This is a genomic window from Actinomadura sp. ATCC 39365 (assembly GCF_054392275.1).
Genome location: NZ_CP184335.1, coordinates 8,557,948 through 8,579,526 on the forward strand (window position 1 = coordinate 8,557,948; position 21,579 = coordinate 8,579,526).

Sequence of the window (21,579 nt, forward strand, 5' to 3'; positions counted from 1 at the left end):
GCATGCATGTGGCAATCCCGCTCTATCCCCGTTTCACCGCCCTCGACGCGGTCGGCCCCTACACGGTGCTGGCGTTCGCGCCCGGCGTCACGGTGACGTTCGTGGCCGGGGAGGTGGGGCCGGTGACCGACGACCAGGGCACCCTGTCGATCGCCGCCACCGCCTCCTACGCCGACCTGCCGCGTCCCGACGTGGTGATCGTGCCCGGCGGGCCCGGCACGCTGGAGGCGATGTCGGACGAGGCGCTGCTGGGCTGGCTGCGCGAGGCCCACGAGCACACGCGGTGGACGACGTCGGTGTGCAGCGGCTCGTACGTGCTGGGCGCGGCGGGGGTGCTCAAGGGCGTGCGCGCGACCACCCACTGGGCGGTGCTGGACGGCCTGACGGGCGTCGGGGCCGAGCCGGTGAGCGAGCGCGTCGTCACCGAGGGCAAGATCGTGACGGCCGCCGGGGTGTCGGCCGGGATCGACATGGCCCTGACCCTGCTGGCCCAGGCCGACGGCGTCGAGACGGCCCAGGCGGTGCAGCTCGCGATCGAGTACGACCCGCGTCCGCCGTTCGACGCGGGCTCGCCCGCCAAGGCGCCCGAGGGCACCGTCGAGCGGGCCATGAGCCTGATCTCCTGACCGTCCGGCCGCGGCGCCCCCGTCCCTCCAGGGACGGGGGCGCCGCGCGTCGCAGGGGTCAGGGCCGGTCCGCCGGGGGCGGGTCGCCCGTGGCCCCGAGCGGCAGCACGTCGAAGTGCACGACGACGTGGGTGCCGCTGGCGGGGGTGTCCCTCCCGTCCGACAGGCGGCGGAAGCGGTCCAGCACCTCCAGGACCCCGTCGCGCAGGTCGGCCGTCTCCTCGGGGGTGAGCCGCAGCGAGCGGCGGGCGAACACACTGGCCTGCAGCCATTCCTCGGCGGCCTGCGCCGAGCCCTCGCACCAGCGGGTCAGCTCCGCGCCGCGTTGCCGGACCATGTCGTCCAGCAGGAACTCCAGGGCGTCGGCCTCCTCCGGGTGGTCCCTGGCCGGCCCGAAGCTGAAGCCGCCGGGCGTGATCCGCCAGTACTTCTCCTTGCCCCGGCCCAGCTCGGGCGCGATCTCGATCATGCCGTGGCGGGCCAGCTCGCGCAGGTGGTAGCTGGTGGCCCCGGTGTTCTGCCCGAGCAGGCCGGCCAGGCCGGTGGCCGTGGCCGGGCCGTGCTCGTCGAGCAGCTCGTAGATGCGCAGCCGCAGCGGGTGCGCGAACGACTTCAGCGCCTTCGCGTCGAGGGTGCGGGCGGAGAAGCTCTTGCCTTCTGTCACTGTGCAAGCCTATCTTTGCAAAGGAATCTATGCACACTTTTGCTTACACACTATCGGGGTTGCACCATGAACCGTCTCGGCCGGGCCTTCTGGTTTCTCTGGTCGTCCACCGCCCTGTCGAACCTGGCCGACGGTGTCCTGCGGGTCGGCGCGCCGCTGCTGGCCGTGTCCATGACCCGCTCCCCCACGCTGGTGTCGCTGGCCGGTGCCGCCGCGACCGCGCCCTGGCTGCTGTTCGCGCTGCACGCGGGGGCGGTCGCCGACCGGGTCGACCGCCGCCGGGTCATGACGCTGGCCAACACCGCGCGTACGGCGGTGCTGGCGGTGGCGGCGCTGCTGGCGATGGCGGGCCTGCTGAACCTGTGGACGCTGCTCGCGGTGGTCTTCGCCGCCGGGGTGAGCGAGGTCTTCGCCGACACCTCGGCGCAGTCCGTCCTGCCCATGACCGTCTCCAAGGACGATCTCACCAGGGCCAACGCCCGGATCGTCGGCGTCCAGACCGTCGGCAACGACTTCGTCGGCGCGCCGCTGGCCGGGCTGCTCGTCGGCCTGCTGCCCGCCGCCCTCTTCGGCGCCCCCGCCCTCCTGTACGCCGCCGCCGCCCTGCTGCTGACCGGCATGGCCGGCTCCTTCCGGGCCGCTCCGGCCGCGTCCGGGCCGCGCCGGCCGCTGCGCGCCGACATCGGCGAGGCGCTGCGCTACCTGTGGGCCCACCGGTTCCTGCGCAGGCTGGCGATCTCCGCGGGCATGCTGAACCTGGCCAACGCCGGATACTTCGCCGTCTTCGTCCTGTGGGCCGTCGGCGACGGGTCGCGCATCGGCCTCGACCCGAGCGGCTACGGCCTCATGATGACGGCGTTCGCGGCCGGCGCGGTGCTCGGCTCGCCGCTGACCGGGCCGGTCACGCGGCTGATCGGCGAGAGCGGCACGCTGGTGGGGGCGTGGCTGATCAGCAGCCTGCTGCTGCTCGTCCCCATGCTGGTGCCGTCGCCGTGGGCGCTGTACCCGGTCGCGGTGATGTGGGGCGTGACGGGGGCGGCGGCCAACGTGCTGGTCGTCTCGGTGCGGCAGCGGCTGATCCCGGGCGAGATGCTGGGCCGGGTGAACTCCGCCTACCGGCTGGTCGGCATGGGCGGCATGCCGGTGGGCGCGGCGCTGGCCGGCGTGGTGGGCGACCTGTTCGGGCTGGCCACCGTGCTGGCCGGGGCCGCGGGGCTGTGCCTGGTGGCTGTGGGGCTGGTGTGGCGCGCCCTGCCTGGGCGAATTTCTGCGGCGCTGACCAGCGAACCTACACTTTCCGACATATCCAGATCACGTTAGGCACCCTATGCCGTGTGCGGAGATGACATGATTATCCCCGAGCTTGAGGGGATGGTATGCGGGAGATCGGCGGACGGTACCTCCTGAACGAGGAGGCCGGTCGTGGGGGTATGGGAGTCGTCTGGCGGGCGTTCGATCGGCTCCTCCACCGAGAGGTGGCGTTGAAGGAGCTGACTCTGGCCGGTGAGGCCGAGATGGTTCGCCGCCGGGTGCTGCGCGAGGCCCGGATGGCGGCCGGCCTGACGCACCCCAACATCGTCACGGTCCACGACCTGATGGAAGTGGGCGGCAAGCTCTGGATCGTGATGGAGTACCTGCACGGGCTCTCACTCCACCAGCTGCTCTCCCAGGTGGGCACGCTGCCCGCGCAGTCGGTGGTGGCGATCGGGCAGCACCTGCTCGCCGCGCTGCGCACCGCGCACAAGGCCGGCGTGCTCCATCGCGACGTCAAGCCCGCGAACGTGATGCTGACCGGCGACCGCGTGGTGCTGACCGACTTCGGCATCGCCACGGCCGAGGGCGACATCCGCATGACGACCTCGCGGCGGCTGCGCGGCACGCCCGCGTTCATGGCCCCGGAGCGGCTGCACGGCGGGCCGGCCAGCAAGGAGGCCGACATGTGGTCCTTCGGCGCGACGCTCTACAGCGCCGTCGAGGGCCAGCCGCCCTACCCCGGGCAGGACGCGGCCACGGTGCTCGGCATGGCCCGCAGCGGCCCTTATCCGCCGCCGCGGCGGGCCGGGGTGATGCGCCCCCTCATCGAGGGGCTGCTCCACCACGACCCGGTGCGCCGCTACACGCCGGAGCAGACGGCGGGCCTGCTGGCGGGCATGCGCGCCAGCGCCTACCAGGCCGCCATCTGAACCGGCTCCGGCGGGCTCAGTCCTTCTGGGCGCGGGCCTCGGCCTCGGCGGCGTCCATGGCGGCCGCCTCCTCGGGGTGGGCGCGGTGCCGCCCAGGTGCGCGGGCTGCCACCACACGCCCGGCGGCACCTCGGGGTAGGTGCGCTGCGCCCGGTCGACCAGCTCCGACAGGCGCGTGTGCAGGTCGACGGTGTGCTGGTTGACGTCTTCGCCGCGCTTGGGATGGAACGGCTCGCCCACCAGGATGGTGATCGGCACGTGCCGCTGCGTGAGCTGCTTGGGACGGCCCTTGGTCCACAACCGCTGGCTGCCCCACAGGGCGACCGGGATGACCGGCACGTTGGTGGCCTGGGCCATGCGGATGGCGCCGTTCTTGATCTCCTTGACGGTGAAGGAGCGGCTGATCGTGGCCTCGGCGAAGACGCCCACCACCTCGCCGGCCTTGAGCTTGCGCAGCGCGGTGGCGTACGAGCCCGCCCCGGCCCCGCGGTCGACCGGGATGTGGTGCATGCCGCGCATCAGCGGCCCGGAGACACGGTGGTCGAAGACGTCCTGCTTGGCCATGAAGCGCACCAGCCGCTTGGACGGCAGCGCGGCGAACCCCGCGAAGATGAAGTCGAGATAGCTGATGTGATTGCTCACCAGCACCGCTCCCCCGGTCCGCGGCACGTGCTCGGTGCCCTCCATGTGGAAGCGGTAGTCGAGCACGCGAAAGAGGGTCCGCGCGGCGGCGATCACCGGCGGGTACACAATCTCAGCCATGAGCAGAAGGTAGCCTACTCACGCCGGTCGGCAGGCCACTCGGGAGACCCGTACCCGCCCGGAAAAGATCGGCTCTGGTCACGAGATCGTAGGACATCGCCCCTGTTCACGCGGCGGCGCTTGCCCTCCCGCGAGAACGGGCAGATGTTTTGACCATGAAGAAGCTCATCAACACCGCCGACTCCGTGGTGGAGGACGCGCTGAACGGCATGGCCGCGGCCCATCCCGCGCTGAGGGTCCAGGACCGCGTGGTCTACCGGGCCGCGGGGCCACGCCCCGGCAAGGTGGGGCTGGTGTCGGGCGGCGGCTCGGGCCACGAGCCCCTGCACGCCGGGTTCGTCGGCCACGGCATGCTGGACGCCGCCTGCCCCGGCGAGATCTTCACCTCGCCCGTGCCCGACCAGATCATCGACGCCACCAAGGCCGTCGACGGCGGCGCCGGCGTGCTGCACATCGTCAAGAACTACACCGGCGACGTGCTCAACTTCGAGATGGCCGCCGAGCTGGCCGAGGACAACGACGTCGCCTCCGTGCTGGTCGACGACGACGTGGCCGTCCAGAACTCGCTCTACACGGCCGGGCGGCGCGGCACGGGCGCGACGTTGTTCGTGGAGAAGATCGCGGGCGCGCTGGCCGAGGAGGGCGCGCCGCTGACCGAGGTGGCCAGGGTGGCCGGTGAGGTGAACGAGCGCAGCCGGTCGTTCGGCATCGCGCTGACCTCGTGCACGACGCCGTCGGCGGGCAAGCCGACGTTCGACCTGCCCGAGACGGACGTGGAGCTGGGCATCGGCATCCACGGCGAGCCGGGCCGCACGCGGGTGCCGATGGCCTCGGCCCGCGAGCTGGCCGCCGTCGCCATGGAGGCCCTGCACAGCGACCTGCCGCTCCGCGGCGACCTGCTGGTCATGGTCAACGGCATGGGCGGCACCCCGCTCATGGAGCTGTACGTGCTGTTCGCCGAGGTCGCGGCGTTCGTGAAGGGCAAGGACGCGCGGGTGGCCCGCTCGCTCGTCGGCAACTACGTGACGAGCCTGGACATGCAGGGCTTCTCGGTCACCGTGTGCCGGCTCGACGACACGCTCACCCGGCTCTGGGACGCGCCCGTCGAGACGCCGGCGCTGCGCTGGGGGCGTTGATGGACACCCGCTTCTTCGCGGACTGGCTGGACGAGGCGGCCCGGCTGGTCCGCCGCGACCGCGGGCGGCTGACGGAGCTCGACGCGGCCATCGGCGACGCCGACCACGGCGCGAACCTCGACCGCGGCTTCACCGAGGTCGCCAAGGCGCTGGCCGACCGGCCGCCGGGCTCCCCGGGCAGGTGCTGGCCGACGCGGGCACGGCCCTCATCCGCCGCGTCGGCGGCGCCTCCGGCCCGCTGTACGGGTCGATGTTCCGCCAGATGGGCCGGACGCTGGAGTCCCCGGTGACGCTGGCCCGCTTCGAGGCGGCGTTCGAGGAGGGGGTGGTCGCGCTGGAACGGCTGGGCAAGGCGGTCCTGGGCGACAAGACCATGGTGGACGCGCTGGTCCCGGCCTCCCGGTCGCTGGCGCTGGCCGTACGGGACGGCATCGGAGCGCTGGAGGCGTTCGAACGGGCGGCGGACGCGGCGGCCGAGGGCGCGCGGGAGACGATCCCCCTCCAGGCCCGCAAGGGCCGGGCCAGCTACCTGGGCGAACGCAGCGTGGGACACGAGGACCCGGGAGCGGCCTCGGCAGCCCTGATCATGCGCGCCCTGGCCACGGTGGCCCGCAACCGGGCAGAAGGCCGGAACCAGACAGAGAGCCGGAACCAGACAGAGAGCCAGCCCCCGGCCGAGGGCCGGACAGCGGCGGAGGGCCAGGGACGGGCGGAGGGCTGATGGTCGGGGTGGTGCTGGTCTCGCACAGTGCCGGGCTGGCGGCCGAGACCGCGGCGCTGGCCCTGGGGATCGCCGCGGAGCCCGTGCCGGTGGCGGCGGCCGGCGGCACCGCGGACGGCGGCCTGGGCACCAGCTTCGACCTCGTCGAGCAGGCGGTGCGCAGCGTGGACCGGGGCGACGGCGTGCTGATCATCCCCGACCTCGGCAGCTCGGTGCTGACCGCCCGGCTGCTGGAGGAGGACGGCCGCATCGTGATCGCAGACGTGCCGTTCGTGGAGGGTGCGGTGGCGGCGTGCGTGGCGGCGTGCACGGGCGGGTCGCTGGCGGAGGTGCTGGCCGCCGCCGAAGAGGCCCGCACCTACCGCAAACTCTGACCGCTCCCCGGCACCCCGCCCCTCCCCCGCGTTCTCCTCAGTGGCCCTTGAAGGCCTCCTCCAGCCACCAGGAGCCGTGCTCGCCGGTGATCTTGGCGTGCACCAGCAGCGGGCGGTCCCTGGGCCCCTTGAGCCATTCGGCCACGCCCGCCAAACCGGCGACGTCCGTGACGGTCACCGCCGCGAACCCGTGGCCCCGGGCGATCGCGGCCAGGTCGGCGGGCGGGAAGCGGACCGTGCCGAGCGGATGCCCGTGCGGCCCGAAGTGGTGCACCTCCGCCCCGTACGCCTCGTCGTCGTAGACCACGACCACCATGGGCAGCCCCAGCCGGACGACGGTCTCCAGCTCGGCGATGCCCATGAGCGCGCCGCCGTCGCCCAGGGCGGCCACGGGGAGCCGGTCCGGACGGGCCAGGGCGGCCCCGATCGCGGTCGCCAGGCCGAGCCCGACCGACTGGAACGCCTGGGTGAAGCAGAACCCGCCCGCGTCCGGCACGTCCAGGAACATCGAGGGGTATCCCATGAAGTTGCCGGAGTCCACGGACACGACGCGCTCGCTCGGGAGCAGGTCGTCCAGGGCGATGGTGAGCGTCCTCGGGTCGATGCGGCCCGCGCCGCTCTCGTCCCGGTACGGCACCGCGCGCCAGCGCCCCTCGTCCCTGATCCGCCGGGCCAGCTCGGCCGACCGGTAGCCAGGCGCGGCGCCGCCCGGCCCGGTGAGGGCCGCCGCCACGGCGCGGACGTCCCCGGCCACCCCCAGGTCGGCCCGGACGTGCGCGCCGACGGCCGCCGGGTCGAGGTCGACCTGGGCCACCTTCGCCTCCGGCGGGATCAGCGAGCCGTGGCGGGTCGTCCACATGTTCAGGGCGCAGCCCCAGCCGACGATCAGGTCCGCGCCGCGGATCAGCTCGGCGGCCAGCGGGGTGGCGAAGCCGCCGCTCACGTCGAGGTCCCAGGGGCTGCCGCGGAACAGGCCCTTGGCGACGGCGGAGGTGGCCAGCAGGGCGCCGGTGCGGTCGGCCAGCGCCTCCAGCTCGCGGCGGGCGTGCCGGGCGCCGCGGCCCGCGACGAACACCGGCCGCCGCGACCCGGCCAGCAACCGCCCGAGCTCGGCCGTCGTGTCCTCCGCGCCCGACAGGTCGGGCCGGGCCGTCGTGTCCTCCGCGCCTGACCGGTCGGGCCCGGCCGCGCCGGTCAGGAGAGGTGCGGGGGCGCGGGAGCCCGAGGGGGCGGACTGCACGTCGAGCGGCAGGTTCAGCAGGACCGTACGGCGTTCCAGGCTGGCCACGCGGAAGGCGTCGAACGCCTGCTCCTCGGCCCGCGCGGCGTCCGTGAGGCGCATGGGGACCGCGCCCACCGCCGCGGCCAGGGCGTCCTGGTCGATGTGGAAGTTGGAGCGCGCGTCCGTCGCCTCACCGGCCAGGACGATCATCGGCGTACGGCTCTTGGCCGCCTCGGCGATCCCCGTCATCGCGTTGGTCAGCCCCGGCCCCTGGTGGACCGTGACGACGCCGACCTCGCCGCTCATCCGGGCGTAGGCGTCGGCCATGGTCGCCGCCCCGCCCTCGTGCCGCGCGGCGACGAACCGCACGCCGTGCTCGACCAGCGCGTTCGTGACGTGGAAGTTGCCGCTGCCGACCACCCCGAACGCCGTGCGGACGCCGCGGGCGGCCAGCGCCCGGCCGACCGCCGCGGCCGCCGTCTCCGGGACGGTCAACGTTCCACCAGGGCCAGGACGCGGACGGGGCTGCCGGAGCCGCCGACGATGGGCAGCGGCGGGGCGACCACGGCGGCGCCGGTCACCGGCAGGCGGTCGAGGTTGCGGAGCTGGGTCAGGCCGTACTTGCCCGCGCCGAGCAGGAAGGAGTGGCAGGGGAAGGGCGGGTCGAAGGAGTGGGCGGCCCCGGCGTCGGTGCCGACGGTCTCCACGCCGAGCCCGAGGATCGGGGTCTCGGCAGCCAGCCAGGAGGCGCACTCGACCGAGATGCCCGGCGAGTGCGGGCCGGTCTCGTCGGCGTTGAGGAAGGCGGCCTGGTCGGCGGAGCGGGCGTCCCAGCCGGTGCGGTAGAGCAGCCAGCCGCCGTCGGGCAGCGGGCCGTTGGCGCGTTCCCATTCCTTGACGTGGTCGATCTGCAGGAGGAAGTCGGGGTCCTTGGACGCCTCGGCAGCGAAGTCGAGCACGACCGCGGGCGCGATCAGGCTGCGTACGGGCACCTGGGAGACGTCCTGGCCGTCGCGGGCGGTGACCCAGTGGATCGGGGCGTCGAAGTGGGTGCCGGAGTGCTCGCCGGTGTGGATGTCGTTCCAGTACCAGGCGGGGCCGCGGTCGTCGTAGCGGCTGATCTCCTCCAGCCGGAACGGGATGGTGTTGCCGAACGGCTCGGGCAACTGGAGGATCGGCGTCTCGGAGGAGAGGGGCGCGGTGAGGTCGACCACCTCGATCGCGCCGCCGCGCACGCTGTCCAGGAAGCTCTGCAACACCGACATGTCATCCTCCTTGTTGGGCTGAGCGCATCCTCCTCCAGCGGGACTCACCTGCGCAACGACGCGGCACGGCGGTCTTCACAGCTCCTTCCAGGCGGGTTGGGCGGCGGTGCCGCCGGCCGCGCGGGTGGACAACGATCCGCAGGCCACGGCCACGTCGAGGCATTCGCGCCGGCTCATCCCGCGCAGCCTGGCGGCGAGGTAGCCCGCGTCGAAGCTGTCGCCCGCGCCGACGGTGTCGACGGGCCTGGCCGGGGCCCGCGTCACCAGGCCGGACTCCCAGGCCAGCGCGCCGTCCGCGCCGTCCTTGACGACGACGGCCGGCCCGAGGGCGCCCAGCCGCGCCGCGACGGCCTCCAGCGGCCCGTCACGGACGCCGGACAGGCGGGCCGCGATCGCCCTGGCCTCGCCGGCGTTGGGCAGGAACACGTCGGTGGCGGCGAGCACGTCCGCCAGGCCGTCCCAGCGGCCGGCCAGGTCGTCGTTGGTGTCCAGCGAGGTCGTGGCGCCCGCCGCGCGCAGCTCCGCCAGCAGCGCGGGCAGCCCGCCGCCAGTCCGGGCTGCAGGAAGTACGACGACACGTGCACGTGCCGGGCCAGGCCGCGCGGCACGTCCCCGGCGGTCGGGTACGGCAGGCAGCCCGGCGAGGTGAGGATGGCCCGGTCCGTCCCGTCGGCGAGCACGACCGTCATGGCCGTGGGCCGGATCGCCGCCCGCGACGAGCCGTTCGCGCTGGCCGTACGCCAGCTCGCGCGGCGCGCCGGACAGCACGATGTCGGGGTTGGCGTCGCCGACGGCCAGAGGTCGAACCCGCCGGTCATGGCGGCCGTCACGCCTTGGTCCACTGTGCGCATCCGGCGGTCTGGAACGCCTTGTCGCCCGGCTCGATGGTGACGCTCGCCGGCCCGGTCGGCGCGCCCGCGTTGATCACCGAGCCGAGGTCGGGGGACGTGCTGTTCAGCCGGGCCCAGAAGCAGTTCGTGGAGCCCGCGACGGGACCGGTCGTGCGGTAGGTGCCGGGCTGGATGTCCACGCCCACGACGAACGTCCGCATCCCGGCCGTCGACCCGGTCTGCCCGGGTCCGGTCTGCGCAGGTCCAGTCTGCGCGGGTCCAGGCTGCGTTGGTCCGGTTTGAGCAGGGCCGGTCTGGGCGGGACCGGGCTGCGTGGGACCGGGCTGGAGGGGGTCGGTCTGCGGGGCGTCCGTCGGGGCGGGCTGGGTGGCGGGGCCGGAGGCCGAGGGCGGGCCGGTGCCCTCGACCGTCACCGTGACCCTGGGGGCCGGCGAGGCCGACGAGCCCTCCGCCCCGTACCCGACGAAGACGCCCAGGATGAAGGCCACCACGGCGGCCAGCCCGGACACGAGCAGGATGATCGGCGGACTGCTCGTCGCCCGAGGGGGCTCAGGGGGCCGTACGTCACGGACCCAAGGGTGCCATCTCCATCGACGCCCCTGTCAACGCCCCTGTCAGCGGTGGAGGTAGTCGACGAGCGACGCCTTCTCCGTCTCCAGCTCCTCGATCGCGCTCTTGACCACGTCGCCGATGCTGACGATGCCCACCAGGCGGCCGTTCTCGACCACGGGCATGTGGCGGAACCGGTGGGTGGTCATCGTCCGGCGCAGCTCGTCGACGTTGTCGCCGGGCCCGGCCGTGCGGACCTCGGTCGTCATGATCGAGGAGACCGGCGCGTCGAGGATCTCCGGGCCCCGGTCGTGCAGCCGCCGCACCACGTCGCGCTCGGAGACGATCCCCTGGATCGTCGTGCCGTCGGTGGAGACGACGACCGCGCCGATGTTGTGGTCGGCGAGCTTGCCGAGCAGTTCCCGAACCGTCGCCACCGGCGCCACCGTGGTAACAGCGCTTCCCTTGTTGCGCAGGATCGTCCCGATGAGCATGTGCACCACCTCTGCTCCCAATGTCCCCGGCCGAGGGCCGGCTTATGCCCGGTCCTCACAGGCAAACAACCGAGTGGGGACCCCGTCAAGCGGTCACGTAGGCTGGCTTGCCGCATCTCCGACGACGTGGAAGGCATCGATGACCGAGCAGCTCAACACCGGAAGCCACGACCTGCCCATCACCCCGGAGCTGGCCGCGTTCATGCGCACCGGCTGGGCCGACACCCGGCGCACCGGCGTGACCGCGCTGCCGATCGCTCCCTGGGCGGCCCGGCGCAGGGCGGCGCTGGCCGCGCGTTTTCCCGGTGAGCGCCTGGTCGTCCCGTCGGGCACGCTCAAGGTGCGCAGCAACGACAGCGACTACCGGTTCCGGCCGCACAGCGCGTACTCCTACCTGACGGGCGCGGGCGAGCCGGGCGACGTGCTGGTCATCGAGCCGTCCGGGCAGGCCGTGCTGTACGTGCGCCCGCGCTCGCCGCGCGAGGAGGGCGAGGAGTTCTACCGCGACCGCCGCTACGGCGAGTTCTGGGTGGGCCGCAGGCCCGACCTGGCCGAGGCGTCGGAGCTGTACCAGATCGAGTGCGCGCACATCCGCGACCTGCGGCCCGAGGGCCCGGCCCGCGTGCTGCGCGGCGTCGACGCCTCCGTCGACGCGCTGGTGCCGGCGGGCGGCCGCGACGCCGAGCTGGAGGTGTTCCTGTCGGAGATGCGGCTGGTCAAGGACGAGTGGGAGGTCGGCGAGCTGCAGTCGGCCGTGGACGCCACCGTGCGCGGCTTCGAGGACGTCGTGCGCGCCCTGCCCGCGGCCCTCGGCCACCCGCGCGGCGAGCGTTACCTGGAGGGCGTCTTCGGGCTGCGCTCGCGCCTGGAGGGGAACGCGGTCGGCTACGACAGCATCGTGGCCTCCGGCGCCCACGCCTGCGTGCTCCACTGGATCCGCAACGACGGCGCGCTGGCCGAGGGCGACCTGCTCCTGCTCGACGCAGGCGTCGAGACCGACACCCTCTACACCGCCGACGTCACCCGGACGTTCCCGCTGTCGGGCCGGTTCACCGGGGCGCAGCGGCAGGCGTACGAGCTGGTGCTGGCCGCCCAGGACGCCGGCATCGCGGCGCTGAAGCCCGGCGCGAGCTTCCGCGACTTCCACCTGGCGGCCATGCGCGTCATCTGCGAGGGCCTGCACGACTGGGGCCTGCTGAAGGACTCCCCCGACGCCCTCATGGAGTCGGGCCTGTACCGGCGCTACACGCTGTGCAGCAGCGGCCACATGCTCGGCCTCGACGTGCACGACTGCGCCAGGTCGCGGGCCGAGGTCTACCTCGACGGCGTGCTGGAGGAGGGCAACGTCCTGACGGTCGAGCCCGGCCTGTACTTCCAGCCCGACGACCTGACCCTGCCCGCCGAGCTGCGCGGCATGGGCATCCGCATCGAGGACGACCTGGTGGTCACCGCCGAGGGCGCCACCCTGATGTCGAAGGCCCTCCCCCGCCACCCCGACGAGATCGAGTCGTGGATGAACGTCGTCCGGTCGTGACCACCCGGTCACTTTTCGTAGACGGCTGACAAGGTGTGACCCAGGTCTCATAGTTTTTGCGCAAATTCCCGACAAGGCATCGACTACTAGACAACCCGTCAGTAAGGTGACTGCTCCGTAGGCGGAGGTGGTCATGGCGGGTACACGCGTGCGGACAGGCGCCTGATGGCCCTGTCCGGGTACGTCGGACGCACGGCCGGGTCGCTGCTGGGCCAGGTGGGCGAGCTGTTCGTCATCGTCCTGGAGGGCTTACGCCGCACCTGGGACGTCAGGAGCTGGTGGTGGGAGTTCGTCGACCAGTGCTGGTTCCTCGCCAAGGTCACCAGCGTCCCGGTGCTGCTCGTCTCCCTGCCGCTGGGCGCCACCGTGGCGCTGCAGGTGGGCGAGCTGGCCTGGCAGCTCGGCGCCGGCTCGGCCACCGGCAGCGCGGTCTTCGTCGGCCTGATCCGTGAGGTGGCGCCCCTGGCCAGCGCGCTGCTGATCGCCGGGGCCGGCGGCAGCGCGATGACCTCCGACATCGGCGCGCGGCACATCCGCGACGAGCTGAGCGCCATGGAGGTCATGTCGGTCAATCCCGTCCACCGCCTGGTCACGCCGCGCATGTGGGCCGCCTCCACGATCGCGGTCTGCCTGTGCCCGCTGGTCATCCTGGCCGGCGCGACCGGCGGCTACTTCTTCAACGTGGTGGTGCAGGGCGTCACGCCGGGCGCGTACTTCGACGGCGCGCTGTCCCTGGTCGTCGGCTCCGACCTGTACGTCACCCTGTTCAAGGCGTGGATCTTCGGCTTCGTCGCCGCCGCCGTGGCCTGCTACAAGGGCATGACGTGCGCGACCAGCCCGGTGGGCGTGGGACGGGCGGTCAACCAGGCGACCGTGCTGACGTTCATGCTGGTGTTCACGTTCAACTACGTGATCTCGGCCGTCTACTTCCTGGCCTACCCGCCGAGGTCGATGTGACGGCGACGTCGGCGGCCGGGCCCGGGATCGCCCACCGCGGGCGGGACCTGGCCGAGCGGTTCGCGACACTCGCCGACTGGCCGCTGTTCGTGGGGAAGGTGCTCTTCTACTCCGTCCGCGACGTCGTCCTGCGGCTGCGTTACCGCAAGGTCGTGATCAGGCAGGTCAGCGACGTCGTGGTGGGCGTCGGCGCGACCGTCATCGGCGGCGGCATGATCTTCGTGGTGTTCACGATGGCGTTCGTCGTGGGCGCGACCGTGGGCCTGCAGGGCTACCAGGGGCTGCAGGCCATCGGCGCGGAGTCGTTCGTGGGGCTGATCGGCAGCTTCGCCAACGTCCGCGAGATCACCCCGATCATCGCCGCGACCGCGCTGGCCGCGCAGGTGGGCTCGGCGTTCACGGCCGAGCTCGGGGCGATGCGCATCTCGGAGGAGATCGACGCGCTGGAGGTGATGGGCATCAACGCCTTCACCTACCTGATCTGCACCCGCGTGGTGGCGGCGCTGCTGGCGCTGCTGCCGATCTACCTGATCGCGCTGTTCGCCAGCTTCTTCGCCACCCGCCTGATGTGCACGGCGCTGTTCGGCCTGGCACCCGGCGCCTATGACTACTACTTCTACCTGTACCTGCCGGTCAGCGACATCGTCTACAGCCTGGTCAAGGTCGGGATCTTCGCCTTCGCCGTCATCGTGATCCACTGCTACCACGGCTTCCACGCCACCGGCGGACCGGTGGGTGTGGGCGTGGCGGCCGGGCGCGCCATCCGCCAGTCGATCGTCACGATCGTGCTGCTGAACCTGCTGCTGTCGTTCCTGTTCTGGGGCGGCGGCGGCAACATTCCGCTGACGGGGTGAGCCGGTGTCCCGATTCGAACTTCCGCTCGCCGTACGCCTCGGCATCGCCCTGGGCGTGGTCCTGGCGCTGGCCGCGGCGACGTTCCTGGTCGTGCGCGGCGCCACCGAGGCGCGCGGCACCCGGATCGAGGCGGTGTTCGGCCGGGCCGGGCAGGGCATGGACACCAACTCCAAGGTCAAGATCCGCGGCATCACCGTCGGCGACGTGACGGACGTGACCCTGGACGCCAGGGGCCGGGCCGTGGTCACGATGCACCTCCAGCCCGGCGTGAAGGTGCCGCGGACCACCGTCGCGGCGGTCGAGCCGCTGTCGGTGTTCGGCCCGAAGATGATCGACCTGCGGCCGGGCGCCGGCGAGACCACCGGGCCGTACCTGGACAGCGGCTCGGTCATCACCGACACGAAGGAGCCGCTCGACCTGTCCGACACGCTCGGCGACGCCTACCGGGGCCTGGACGCCGTCGACCCCCGCGACGTCACGGTCATCGTGCACACCCTGGCCAAGGGGCTGGACGGCGAGGGCCGCAACCTGCGCGAGCTGATCGGCGACGCGGGCACGGTCGTCGGCGTCGCCCACCGGCAGCGGGAGCGGGCCCGGCGGTTCCTGCACGACGCCGCCGCGCTCGGCACGGCCCTGTCCGACAAGGGCGACGAACTGGTCTCGATCGCCTCCGACGCCGACGTCATCACCCCCGACCTGCTCAGGCGGGCCGACAAGGTGCGCGCCCTGCTCCAGGAGATCACCTCCGTCTCCGGCCTGGCCGCGCACGGCCTGCGCGCGCACCGCCGAGGACCTGCGCGCGGCCGTGCACTCCGGCGAGCGCGTGGCCGCCCTGATCTACGCCCAGCTCGGCCTGGCCGGCGACGGCGTACGCGGGCTGGGCAGGCTGGTGGACCTGCTCAACGAGCTGATCGAGACACCGGGGCCGGACGGCAGCGGCATGCTCCAGGTCGAGGCGTTCGTCGCCACCGACGTCTGCGAGCTGGTCGTCGGCGTCTGCGGCCCCACCGACGGGAGGCGCTGAGGTGGCGGTCTCCAGGACGCGGGTCGCACGCCGGTGGACGTTCGTCCGGTTCGCCCTGTTCGTCGGCCTGACGATGTCGCTGATCGTGCTGATCACCGTCCAGATCGCCCGGGTCGGCACCGACGGCGGCTACCGGCTGGTGGCCGCGTTCGACGACGTGTCGGGGCTGACCGAGGGCGACCAGGTCAAGATCGCCGGGGCGCCGGTCGGCCAGGTGGAGTCGATCGAGGTGGTGGCCGGCCGGGCGGAGGTCACCATGGAGGTGCGCGACGAGGTCCGGCTGCCCACCGACACCGAGGCGGCCGTACGCTGGCGCAACGCCATCGGCCAGCGCGTGGTCTACCTGCTGCCGGGCACCGCGCCGGGCTGGCTGCCACCGGGGTCGCGCATCGTCCGCACCTCGTCCGTGGTGGACATCGGCGAGCTGGTCGGCGACCTCGGCCCGCTGACCCGCAGCCTGGACCCCGAGCAGATCAACCAGCTCCTCACCGCCGCGGCCAGGTCGCTGAAGGGCAACGACCGGAACATCCCGCGGCTGCTGGACAACGTCGACGCCGTCACCGGCACGCTCGCCGAACGCAGGACGACCATCGAGAAGCTGCTGAAGGACTACGCGACGGTCACCGGCGTGGTGGCCCGGCGCGACCGGCAGATCGAACGCCTGGTGGACGACCTGGTGACGCTCTCGGAGGCGTTCGCCGGCAACCGCAAGCTGGTGGACGACGCCCTCGTCGAGCTGTCGGCCACCTTCCACACCTCCGACGAGGTGATCGGGAAGAACGCCGGCGAGCTGGGCCGGGTGGTGGAGAACCTGTCCGGGCTGACCGGCGGCATCCGGCGGCACGTCCGCGAGATCGACAGGACGGTCGGCACGTTCCAGCCGCTGTTCGCCCGCGCCTACTCGACCGTGGACCGCGGGCACTACTTCATCACCGCCGTGCCCTGCCTGGCGCTCGGGCCGTCGCCGTGCCCGTACCCCATGCGGTCGCCGCCGCCGTTGCGCAACACCCGGGTCCAGAGCGAGAAGGACCTGCGCAGGCTGCTGGTGGGCCGGTGATGGCGGTCAAATCGTTCCGGGACCGGAACAAGGTCGTGGTGGGCCTGGTGTCGGTGGCCGTGCTGGGCGCGCTGCTGGTGGCCACGTTCCTGGTGGGCAACCTGGGGCTGCTCGAAGGCGGCTACTCCATGTCGGGCGTCTTCGTGGACTCGGGCGGCCTGCGCACCGGCAACGACGTGCGCGTGGCCGGGGTGCGGGTCGGCAAGGTCACCGAGGTGCGCGCCGACTACGCCCAGGGCAACGTGGTCGTCACCTGGAAGGTGGACGACGGCGTGCGGCTCGGCAGGTCCACCCGCGCCGACATCGCCCTGTCGAACCTGCTCGGCGGCCGCTACGTCAAGCTCACCGGCCCGGTCGCCGCCCCGTACCTCGACCAGCTCCCCGAGGCGCGGCGGCGCATCCCCGTGGACCGGACCGGCGTGCCGACGCTCGTCAACGACGCGGTCAACGACGCCACCCGGCTGGTCCGGCGGCTCGACACCGACGCCGTGGACGACCTGCTCACCGAGCTGGGCAAGATCGACACCTCCCGGCGCGGCCGGGTGAGCAGGCTGCTGAAGAACATCGGCGACCTGTCGGACACCGTCAGCAGGAGCGAGCCGCAACTCCAGCGGCTGCTCGACAACGGCACGAAGATCATGGACCTGCTGGAGAGGAAGGACCGCCAGCTCGGCCGGCTCATCGACGCCGTCCAGATCATGCTGAACGAGCTGCGCGCCCGCAGGAAGGAGCTGCGCACCCTGCTCGGCGACGGCAGCGGCCTGGTGCGGAGCACCACCCGCCTGATCGACGAGCACGAGCGCGCCCTGATCAGGGTCCTGGACGACAGCGCGGCCGTCACCACCCGGCTGAGCGGCAGCGGCGAGCGGCTCAACTCGCTGCTGGCCTGGGCGGGCCCGACGTTCTCCGGCCTGGCCACCATGGGCGGTCAGGGGCCGTGGCTGGAGGCCGTCGCCACGGGTCTCGGCCCGATCGACCCCGAGGTGCTGGCCGCCGTCGCCAAGGACAGGAGGAGCGACCGATGAGACGACTCCTCGCGGTCCTGCTGGCCGGGGTGCTGCTGGCGGCGAACGGCGGGTGCTCGGTGCTGGGCGAGCAGCCGTACCGGCTGGTGGCGGTCTTCCGCAAGACGCCCTCCTTGTACGAGGAGGCCCGGGTCAAGGTCATGGGGCTGGACGCCGGACACGTGGAGAAGATCCGCATCGACGGCGACAAGGTACGGGTCGAGCTGCTGGTCGATCGCGAGGTGCCGCTGCTGGCCGGGGTCAAGGCGGTGGTCGCGCCGCAGAACACGCTGGGCGAGCGCAACGTCGTGCTGTACCCGCCGTGGAAGCCGGGCGACCGGCGGATCGCGCCGGGCGCCGTCATCCCGCTGGAGCGCACCGACCTGCCCGTGGAGATCGACGACGCCCTGGCCGCCTTCACCAGGCTCACCGACGCCCTCGACGACGAGAAGCTGGGCGACGTGGCCGGGAACCTGGCCGACGGCGTACGGGGGCGCGGCCGGACGATCAACGACGCGATCGCCGGCACCGCCCGGCTCACCGACACCCTGGCCCGCCAGGACGAGCAGCTCATCGCCCTGGCCAAGGGCCTGAACCGGCTGGCCACCGGCCTCAACAGGCGGCAGGACCAGGTGACCGGCGCGATCGACTCCTTCGCCGAGGCCGGCGCGATCCTGGCCGAGGAGCGGCAGCGCCTGCGCGGCTTCGTCGCGGACATGGCGGGCTTCGTCCGGCGCGGCGACCTGATCATCGAGGCCTACTCCGAACGCCTGCCGCGGGCCGCCAGCACGCTGGCCGAGCTGGTGCTGACGGTCCGGGCCAACAGCGAGTCCATGGCGCGGGCGGTCAAGGGCGCGGCCGACCTGGCCGACGTGCTGATCGACTCCTGGGACCGGGACCGGCACGTGCTGAAGATCCGCGTCGTGCTCAACGCGATGACCAGGACCTGGCTGACGCCGCTGTTCCAGGCGCTGAACCTGGGCGAGGTGCCGTGCCTGCCGGCCGGGCTGAGCAACTGTCCCTTCGAGCGGAAGAAGGCCACCCGATGAGGGCCCGCCCGCTGGCCGCGCTGCTCGCGCTGGCCCTCACCGCACTGACCCTCACCGCGTCCTGCTCGTTGCGCACGCTCGGTGCGACCACCGGCGACCTGACGCTGAACGCCACCTTCGACGACGTCCAGAGCCTGGTGGCCGGGCACAGCGTGCAGATCTCCGACGTCCGCGTGGGCACGGTGACCGGCATCCGGCTGGAGGGCTACCGGGCCAGGGTGACGATGTCGATCCAGTCCGCGCACCGGGTGCCCGTGGGCAGCACCGCGACCGTGGCCAAGACGTCCGTGCTGGGCGAGAACTACGTCCTGCTGAGCCCGCCCGCGGGCCGGGACCTGGCCACGGGCCCGTACCTGGCGGACGGGGCCACGATCGCCGACACCTCGGTCGAACCGGACATCGAGCAGGTCACCGCCAAGGCCGGCCCGCTGGTCGAGGCGCTCGGCGCCCAGGACGTCAACGCGATCCTGGACGCCGCCTCGACCGCGTTCGCCGGCAAGGGCGCCGACGTCAACCAGCTGATCCGGCGGACCGCCGAGGTCACCGACGCCTACGCCGCGGCCCGGCGGGACCTGGCGACCGGCATCGACGCGCTGGCCAGGCTCGGCGACGACCTCGCCGAGGGCAGCGACGAGCTGGACCGGCTGCCCGGCGCCCTGGCCGCCGCCACCACCCGCGTCGCGCACGGCCGCAAGCACGTCAGGCGGGCCATCGTGGCGCTGACCGACCTGGCCAGGGAGGCCAACCTCACCGTGTACCCGCGGCACGCGGCCCGGCTGCGCACGCTGCTGCGCGAGCTGGAGGCCGTCTCCTCGGCCATGCAGCGGGGCAAGGACGACCTCAAGGGGCTGGTGGCGCGGATCCAGGCGTTCATCGACGCGCCGCCGATCACGGTCAACGGGCAGGTGCTGATCTACGTCTGGCTGAAGGGCCTGCTGCTGCCCGGGGCCGACGGGAACAGGGCGACCGACGCCGCGAGGAAGGTCGCCGACCGGCTGAGCGACTTCCGCCTGCTGTGGGAGCCGCCGCGATGAGGAACCGCGTGCACCTCAACCTCGGCTTCTTCGTGCTGCTGGGCGTGGTCATGACGATCTGGGCGTTCAGCACGATCATCCGGCTCGACGTGATCGAGCGGCCGTACCGGGTGTCGGCGGAGTTCGCCTCCTCCCCCGGTCTCGTACGCGGCTTCGACGTGGCGTACCTGGGGGTGCGGGTCGGCAGGATCGGCGACGTGCGGCTGGCGCCGGGGAGGATCGTCGTCGGGCTGGACATCGACAAGGAGATCAAACTGCCCAAGGGCAGCACGGCCGAGGTACGCCGCAAGTCCGCGGTCGGGGAGCCGTACGTGGAGTTGTCGCCGCCCGCCCGCGGCGTGGGCGCGGCCTCCCTCGCGCCCGGCGACACCATCCCGCTCTCGAGGACCACCGTGCCGCTGGACTACCGCAAGCTGTTCGAGGGCGTGGGCAAGCTGCTCGACGCGGTGCCGGCCGACGACGCCAGGACGATCAGCCACGAGCTGGCCACCGCCCTGGACGGGCGCGCGCCCGCGATCAGGACCGTCATCGAGAACGCCCACGACCTGACCGGCACCCTGGCCGACGACTCCAGAACCCTGGACGACCTGTCGGTGCAGCTGACCCGGCTCACCCACACGCTGGTCGGCCGTAAGGACCGGCTGGCCGCCGGCATCACGGACCTGAGCGCCGTCACGGGCTCGCTGCGGGCCTCACGCACGGACCTGAACGCCTTCCTCGACCAGGGCCCCGGCGTGTTCGCCCGGCTCGACGCGGCGATCAGGAGGTCCAGGCCCGGGTTCTCCTGCCTGCTGACCGCCGCCGGGCTGCCGCACCGGCCGGTCTTCTCCGCCGCGACCGAGAAGGACGTGCACCGCCTGCTGAGCGTGGTGCCGACCGCGCTGAGCCTGGCCGACGACATCAGCGAACGGCAGGGGGACACGGTGTACGGCAAGGCGTCGTTCATCTTCAGCGTGCCCGGCGGGCCCACCCCGGCCGAGGAGTACGCGGGCCCCGTCGGCCCGCCCCGCGTCCCCCGGCTCGCCACCTGCCCCTCGCACACCCCCACCGGCACCGCCCGGGAAACCTCCAGCACCACTTCGGACGTCTCCAGGGCCGCCCGGGACACCTCCGCCGCCCCGGACACCGGCCAGTCGAGGACGGCCCGGGACACCTCCGCCACCCCGGACACCGGCCCGTCGAGAACCGCCCGGGACGCCGGTGGGCCGGACGGCGAGGGCCCGGTGGCCGGGAAGAAGAAGTCCGGCGCGTCCGAGCCGCCGTCCCCGGAGTCGTCGAGCAGCGTGGCCGCCGCCGGCGCCGCGTCCCGTACCCCACCGAGCCCCACGCCGCTGATTGTCGCGATCTTCCTCGCCGTCGTGGTGTGTGGTGGCATCGTGGGCTGGATCGCGGCGGGCCGGGCAGCCCGCCGCCGTGAGGAGTCACCATGACCACCGACCACCACCTCGCCGCCCCCGCCCCCACCGCCCTGGGCACCACCCCGGGCACCGCCCCCGATACCACCCTGGACACCGTCCCTGCGGCCGCCGACGCGCCGCCCGTGGCTCCCGCTGCTGCCCCCACCGCCCCCTCCCCCAAGACCCCCGCCGAGGATCCCGCCGAGGTCGCGGGCGGCGGGCCGGTGTCCGGGCCGGCGGCGGGCGGGCGGTTCACGCGGGCGCGGCTGCTCGGGGCGCTGGCCGCGATGCTGGCGGCGGCCGTCGCGGCCACGGCGGTGCTGCAGTGGGTCGACGCCTCCCGGGCCCGCGACGCGCTGGCCCGCCTGGAGGGCGAACGCGCCCTGCGCCTGGAGGTCTCCGGCGCCGCGAGCGCCTTCAGCCAGGCCCTGCTCAGCTACGACTACAAAGACCTCCAGAGCACCCGCTCGACCCTGTCCGCCCAGGCCACGGGCGACTTCCAGGCCACCTACGACGCGGCGTTCGGCGGCGCGATGTCCCAGGTGATCGTCAAGCTCAAGGCCGTCTCCCAGGCCAAGGTCCGCGAGGTCTACCTGGCCGACGCCGACGAGGCCACCGCGCACGCCATCGTCGTCGTGGACCAGCAGGTGAACACCGCGCAGGCGATTCGCTCGGTGAAGGATTCGCACCTTAAGATCACGCTTGTGAAGCAGAAGGGCGCCTGGAAGGTCCAGGACGTGACCGTGCTCGGCGCGGCCTCGGAGGACCAGTACAAGCTCGACGACCCCGCGGCGAAGAAGAAGGACTGACGATCGTCCCCC

23 protein-coding genes and 1 pseudogene are annotated in these 21,579 nt (G+C 73.0%); 17 read left to right on the plus strand and 7 right to left on the minus strand.

The features are described 5' to 3' along the window. Positions 1 to 2: 2 nt before the first annotated feature. Complete coding sequence (locus ACNF49_RS41345) at positions 3 to 626, plus strand: DJ-1/PfpI family protein (RefSeq protein WP_482941165.1); 624 nt, start codon at positions 3 to 5, stop codon at positions 624 to 626. Between the two features lie 58 nt (positions 627 to 684). On the opposite strand, the gene ACNF49_RS41350 is transcribed toward ACNF49_RS41345, so the two are convergent. Continuing rightward, positions 685 to 1,290, minus strand: a complete 606-nt coding sequence (locus tag ACNF49_RS41350; RefSeq protein WP_482941166.1) for an ArsR/SmtB family transcription factor — start codon at positions 1,288 to 1,290, stop codon at positions 685 to 687. A gap of 66 nt (positions 1,291 to 1,356) precedes the next feature. Between ACNF49_RS41350 and ACNF49_RS41355 the strand changes: the two genes are divergently transcribed. Further along, positions 1,357 to 2,610 carry an MFS transporter gene (locus tag ACNF49_RS41355; RefSeq protein WP_482941167.1) on the plus strand — a complete coding sequence of 418 codons (1,254 nt, stop codon included), beginning with the start codon at positions 1,357 to 1,359 and terminating at the stop codon, positions 2,608 to 2,610. 56 nt (positions 2,611 to 2,666) lie between these two features. Then, positions 2,667 to 3,473, plus strand: a complete 807-nt coding sequence (locus tag ACNF49_RS41360; protein ID WP_352358144.1) for a serine/threonine-protein kinase — start codon at positions 2,667 to 2,669, stop codon at positions 3,471 to 3,473. A 372-nt stretch (positions 3,474 to 3,845) separates the two neighbouring features. On the opposite strand, the pseudogene ACNF49_RS41365 reads toward ACNF49_RS41360, so the two are convergent. Beyond that, positions 3,846 to 4,235: pseudogene (locus ACNF49_RS41365) on the minus strand (lysophospholipid acyltransferase family protein); the annotation flags it as partial. Between the two features lie 155 nt (positions 4,236 to 4,390). Between ACNF49_RS41365 and dhaK the strand changes: the two are divergent. From dhaK to dhaM, 4 genes are read left to right on the plus strand one after another with little or no spacing between them, the layout of a single operon-like run. Further along, positions 4,391 to 5,371, plus strand: coding sequence for a dihydroxyacetone kinase subunit DhaK (gene dhaK, locus ACNF49_RS41370; RefSeq protein ID WP_357968395.1), 981 nt, complete (start codon positions 4,391 to 4,393; stop codon positions 5,369 to 5,371). Then, positions 5,371 to 5,661 (plus strand): dihydroxyacetone kinase family protein, encoded by a 291-nt coding sequence (locus ACNF49_RS41375; protein WP_482941169.1) that lies wholly within the window; start codon positions 5,371 to 5,373, stop codon positions 5,659 to 5,661. The genes dhaK and ACNF49_RS41375 overlap by 1 nt, the downstream gene beginning before the upstream one ends. Continuing rightward, positions 5,553 to 6,092, plus strand: coding sequence for a dihydroxyacetone kinase subunit DhaL (gene dhaL, locus ACNF49_RS41380; protein WP_482941170.1), 540 nt, complete (start codon positions 5,553 to 5,555; stop codon positions 6,090 to 6,092). The genes ACNF49_RS41375 and dhaL overlap by 109 nt, the downstream gene beginning before the upstream one ends. Continuing rightward, positions 6,092 to 6,466: a dihydroxyacetone kinase phosphoryl donor subunit DhaM gene (gene dhaM / locus ACNF49_RS41385; RefSeq protein WP_482941171.1), complete on the plus strand. Its 375-nt coding sequence runs from the start codon at positions 6,092 to 6,094 to the stop codon at positions 6,464 to 6,466. The genes dhaL and dhaM overlap by 1 nt, the downstream gene beginning before the upstream one ends. Before the next feature lie 37 nt (positions 6,467 to 6,503). Here dhaM and ACNF49_RS41390 read toward each other — a convergent pair whose 3' ends face one another. From ACNF49_RS41390 to ACNF49_RS41410, 5 genes are all read right to left on the minus strand, one after another. Continuing rightward, positions 6,504 to 8,183, minus strand: a complete 1,680-nt coding sequence (locus ACNF49_RS41390; protein WP_482941172.1) for a thiamine pyrophosphate-binding protein — start codon at positions 8,181 to 8,183, stop codon at positions 6,504 to 6,506. Then, positions 8,180 to 8,953 (minus strand): cyclase family protein, encoded by a 774-nt coding sequence (locus tag ACNF49_RS41395; RefSeq protein ID WP_482941173.1) that lies wholly within the window; start codon positions 8,951 to 8,953, stop codon positions 8,180 to 8,182. The genes ACNF49_RS41390 and ACNF49_RS41395 overlap by 4 nt, the downstream gene beginning before the upstream one ends. A gap of 75 nt (positions 8,954 to 9,028) precedes the next feature. After that, complete coding sequence (locus ACNF49_RS41400) at positions 9,029 to 9,721, minus strand: carbohydrate kinase family protein (RefSeq protein ID WP_482941174.1); 693 nt, start codon at positions 9,719 to 9,721, stop codon at positions 9,029 to 9,031. A gap of 58 nt (positions 9,722 to 9,779) precedes the next feature. Continuing rightward, positions 9,780 to 10,313, minus strand: coding sequence for an Rv1352/Rv1906c domain-containing protein (locus ACNF49_RS41405; protein WP_482941175.1), 534 nt, complete (start codon positions 10,311 to 10,313; stop codon positions 9,780 to 9,782). A gap of 105 nt (positions 10,314 to 10,418) precedes the next feature. Beyond that, a complete protein-coding gene (locus ACNF49_RS41410; RefSeq protein WP_357968377.1) occupies positions 10,419 to 10,847 on the minus strand; it encodes a CBS domain-containing protein in 429 nt (142 codons plus the stop codon). Between the two features lie 139 nt (positions 10,848 to 10,986). Between ACNF49_RS41410 and ACNF49_RS41415 the strand changes: the two genes are divergently transcribed. From ACNF49_RS41415 to ACNF49_RS41460, 10 genes are all read left to right on the plus strand, one after another. Next, positions 10,987 to 12,381: an aminopeptidase P family protein gene (locus ACNF49_RS41415; protein WP_482941176.1), complete on the plus strand. Its 1,395-nt coding sequence runs from the start codon at positions 10,987 to 10,989 to the stop codon at positions 12,379 to 12,381. A 165-nt stretch (positions 12,382 to 12,546) separates the two neighbouring features. Then, a complete protein-coding gene (locus ACNF49_RS41420; RefSeq protein ID WP_357968372.1) occupies positions 12,547 to 13,338 on the plus strand; it encodes an MlaE family ABC transporter permease in 792 nt (263 codons plus the stop codon). Then, positions 13,335 to 14,192, plus strand: coding sequence for an ABC transporter permease (locus ACNF49_RS41425; protein ID WP_482941177.1), 858 nt, complete (start codon positions 13,335 to 13,337; stop codon positions 14,190 to 14,192). Before ACNF49_RS41420 ends, ACNF49_RS41425 begins: the two co-directional genes overlap by 4 nt. A 4-nt stretch (positions 14,193 to 14,196) precedes the next feature. Next, positions 14,197 to 15,288, plus strand: coding sequence for an MlaD family protein (locus ACNF49_RS41430; protein WP_482941178.1), 1,092 nt, complete (start codon positions 14,197 to 14,199; stop codon positions 15,286 to 15,288). After that, positions 15,219 to 16,274: an MCE family protein gene (locus tag ACNF49_RS41435; RefSeq protein WP_482941179.1), complete on the plus strand. Its 1,056-nt coding sequence runs from the start codon at positions 15,219 to 15,221 to the stop codon at positions 16,272 to 16,274. Before ACNF49_RS41430 ends, ACNF49_RS41435 begins: the two co-directional genes overlap by 70 nt. After that, positions 16,274 to 17,299, plus strand: coding sequence for an MlaD family protein (locus tag ACNF49_RS41440; protein WP_482941180.1), 1,026 nt, complete (start codon positions 16,274 to 16,276; stop codon positions 17,297 to 17,299). Before ACNF49_RS41435 ends, ACNF49_RS41440 begins: the two co-directional genes overlap by 1 nt. After that, positions 17,296 to 18,327, plus strand: a complete 1,032-nt coding sequence (locus ACNF49_RS41445) for an MCE family protein (protein ID WP_482941181.1) — start codon at positions 17,296 to 17,298, stop codon at positions 18,325 to 18,327. Before ACNF49_RS41440 ends, ACNF49_RS41445 begins: the two co-directional genes overlap by 4 nt. Beyond that, positions 18,324 to 19,361, plus strand: coding sequence for an MCE family protein (locus ACNF49_RS41450; RefSeq protein ID WP_482941182.1), 1,038 nt, complete (start codon positions 18,324 to 18,326; stop codon positions 19,359 to 19,361). Before ACNF49_RS41445 ends, ACNF49_RS41450 begins: the two co-directional genes overlap by 4 nt. Then, entirely contained in the window at positions 19,358 to 20,791 is a 1,434-nt protein-coding gene (locus tag ACNF49_RS41455) for an MlaD family protein (RefSeq protein WP_482941183.1), read from the plus strand. The genes ACNF49_RS41450 and ACNF49_RS41455 overlap by 4 nt, the downstream gene beginning before the upstream one ends. Next, positions 20,788 to 21,567 (plus strand): hypothetical protein, encoded by a 780-nt coding sequence (locus ACNF49_RS41460; RefSeq protein WP_482941184.1) that lies wholly within the window; start codon positions 20,788 to 20,790, stop codon positions 21,565 to 21,567. The genes ACNF49_RS41455 and ACNF49_RS41460 overlap by 4 nt, the downstream gene beginning before the upstream one ends. Positions 21,568 to 21,579 lie beyond the last annotated feature (12 nt).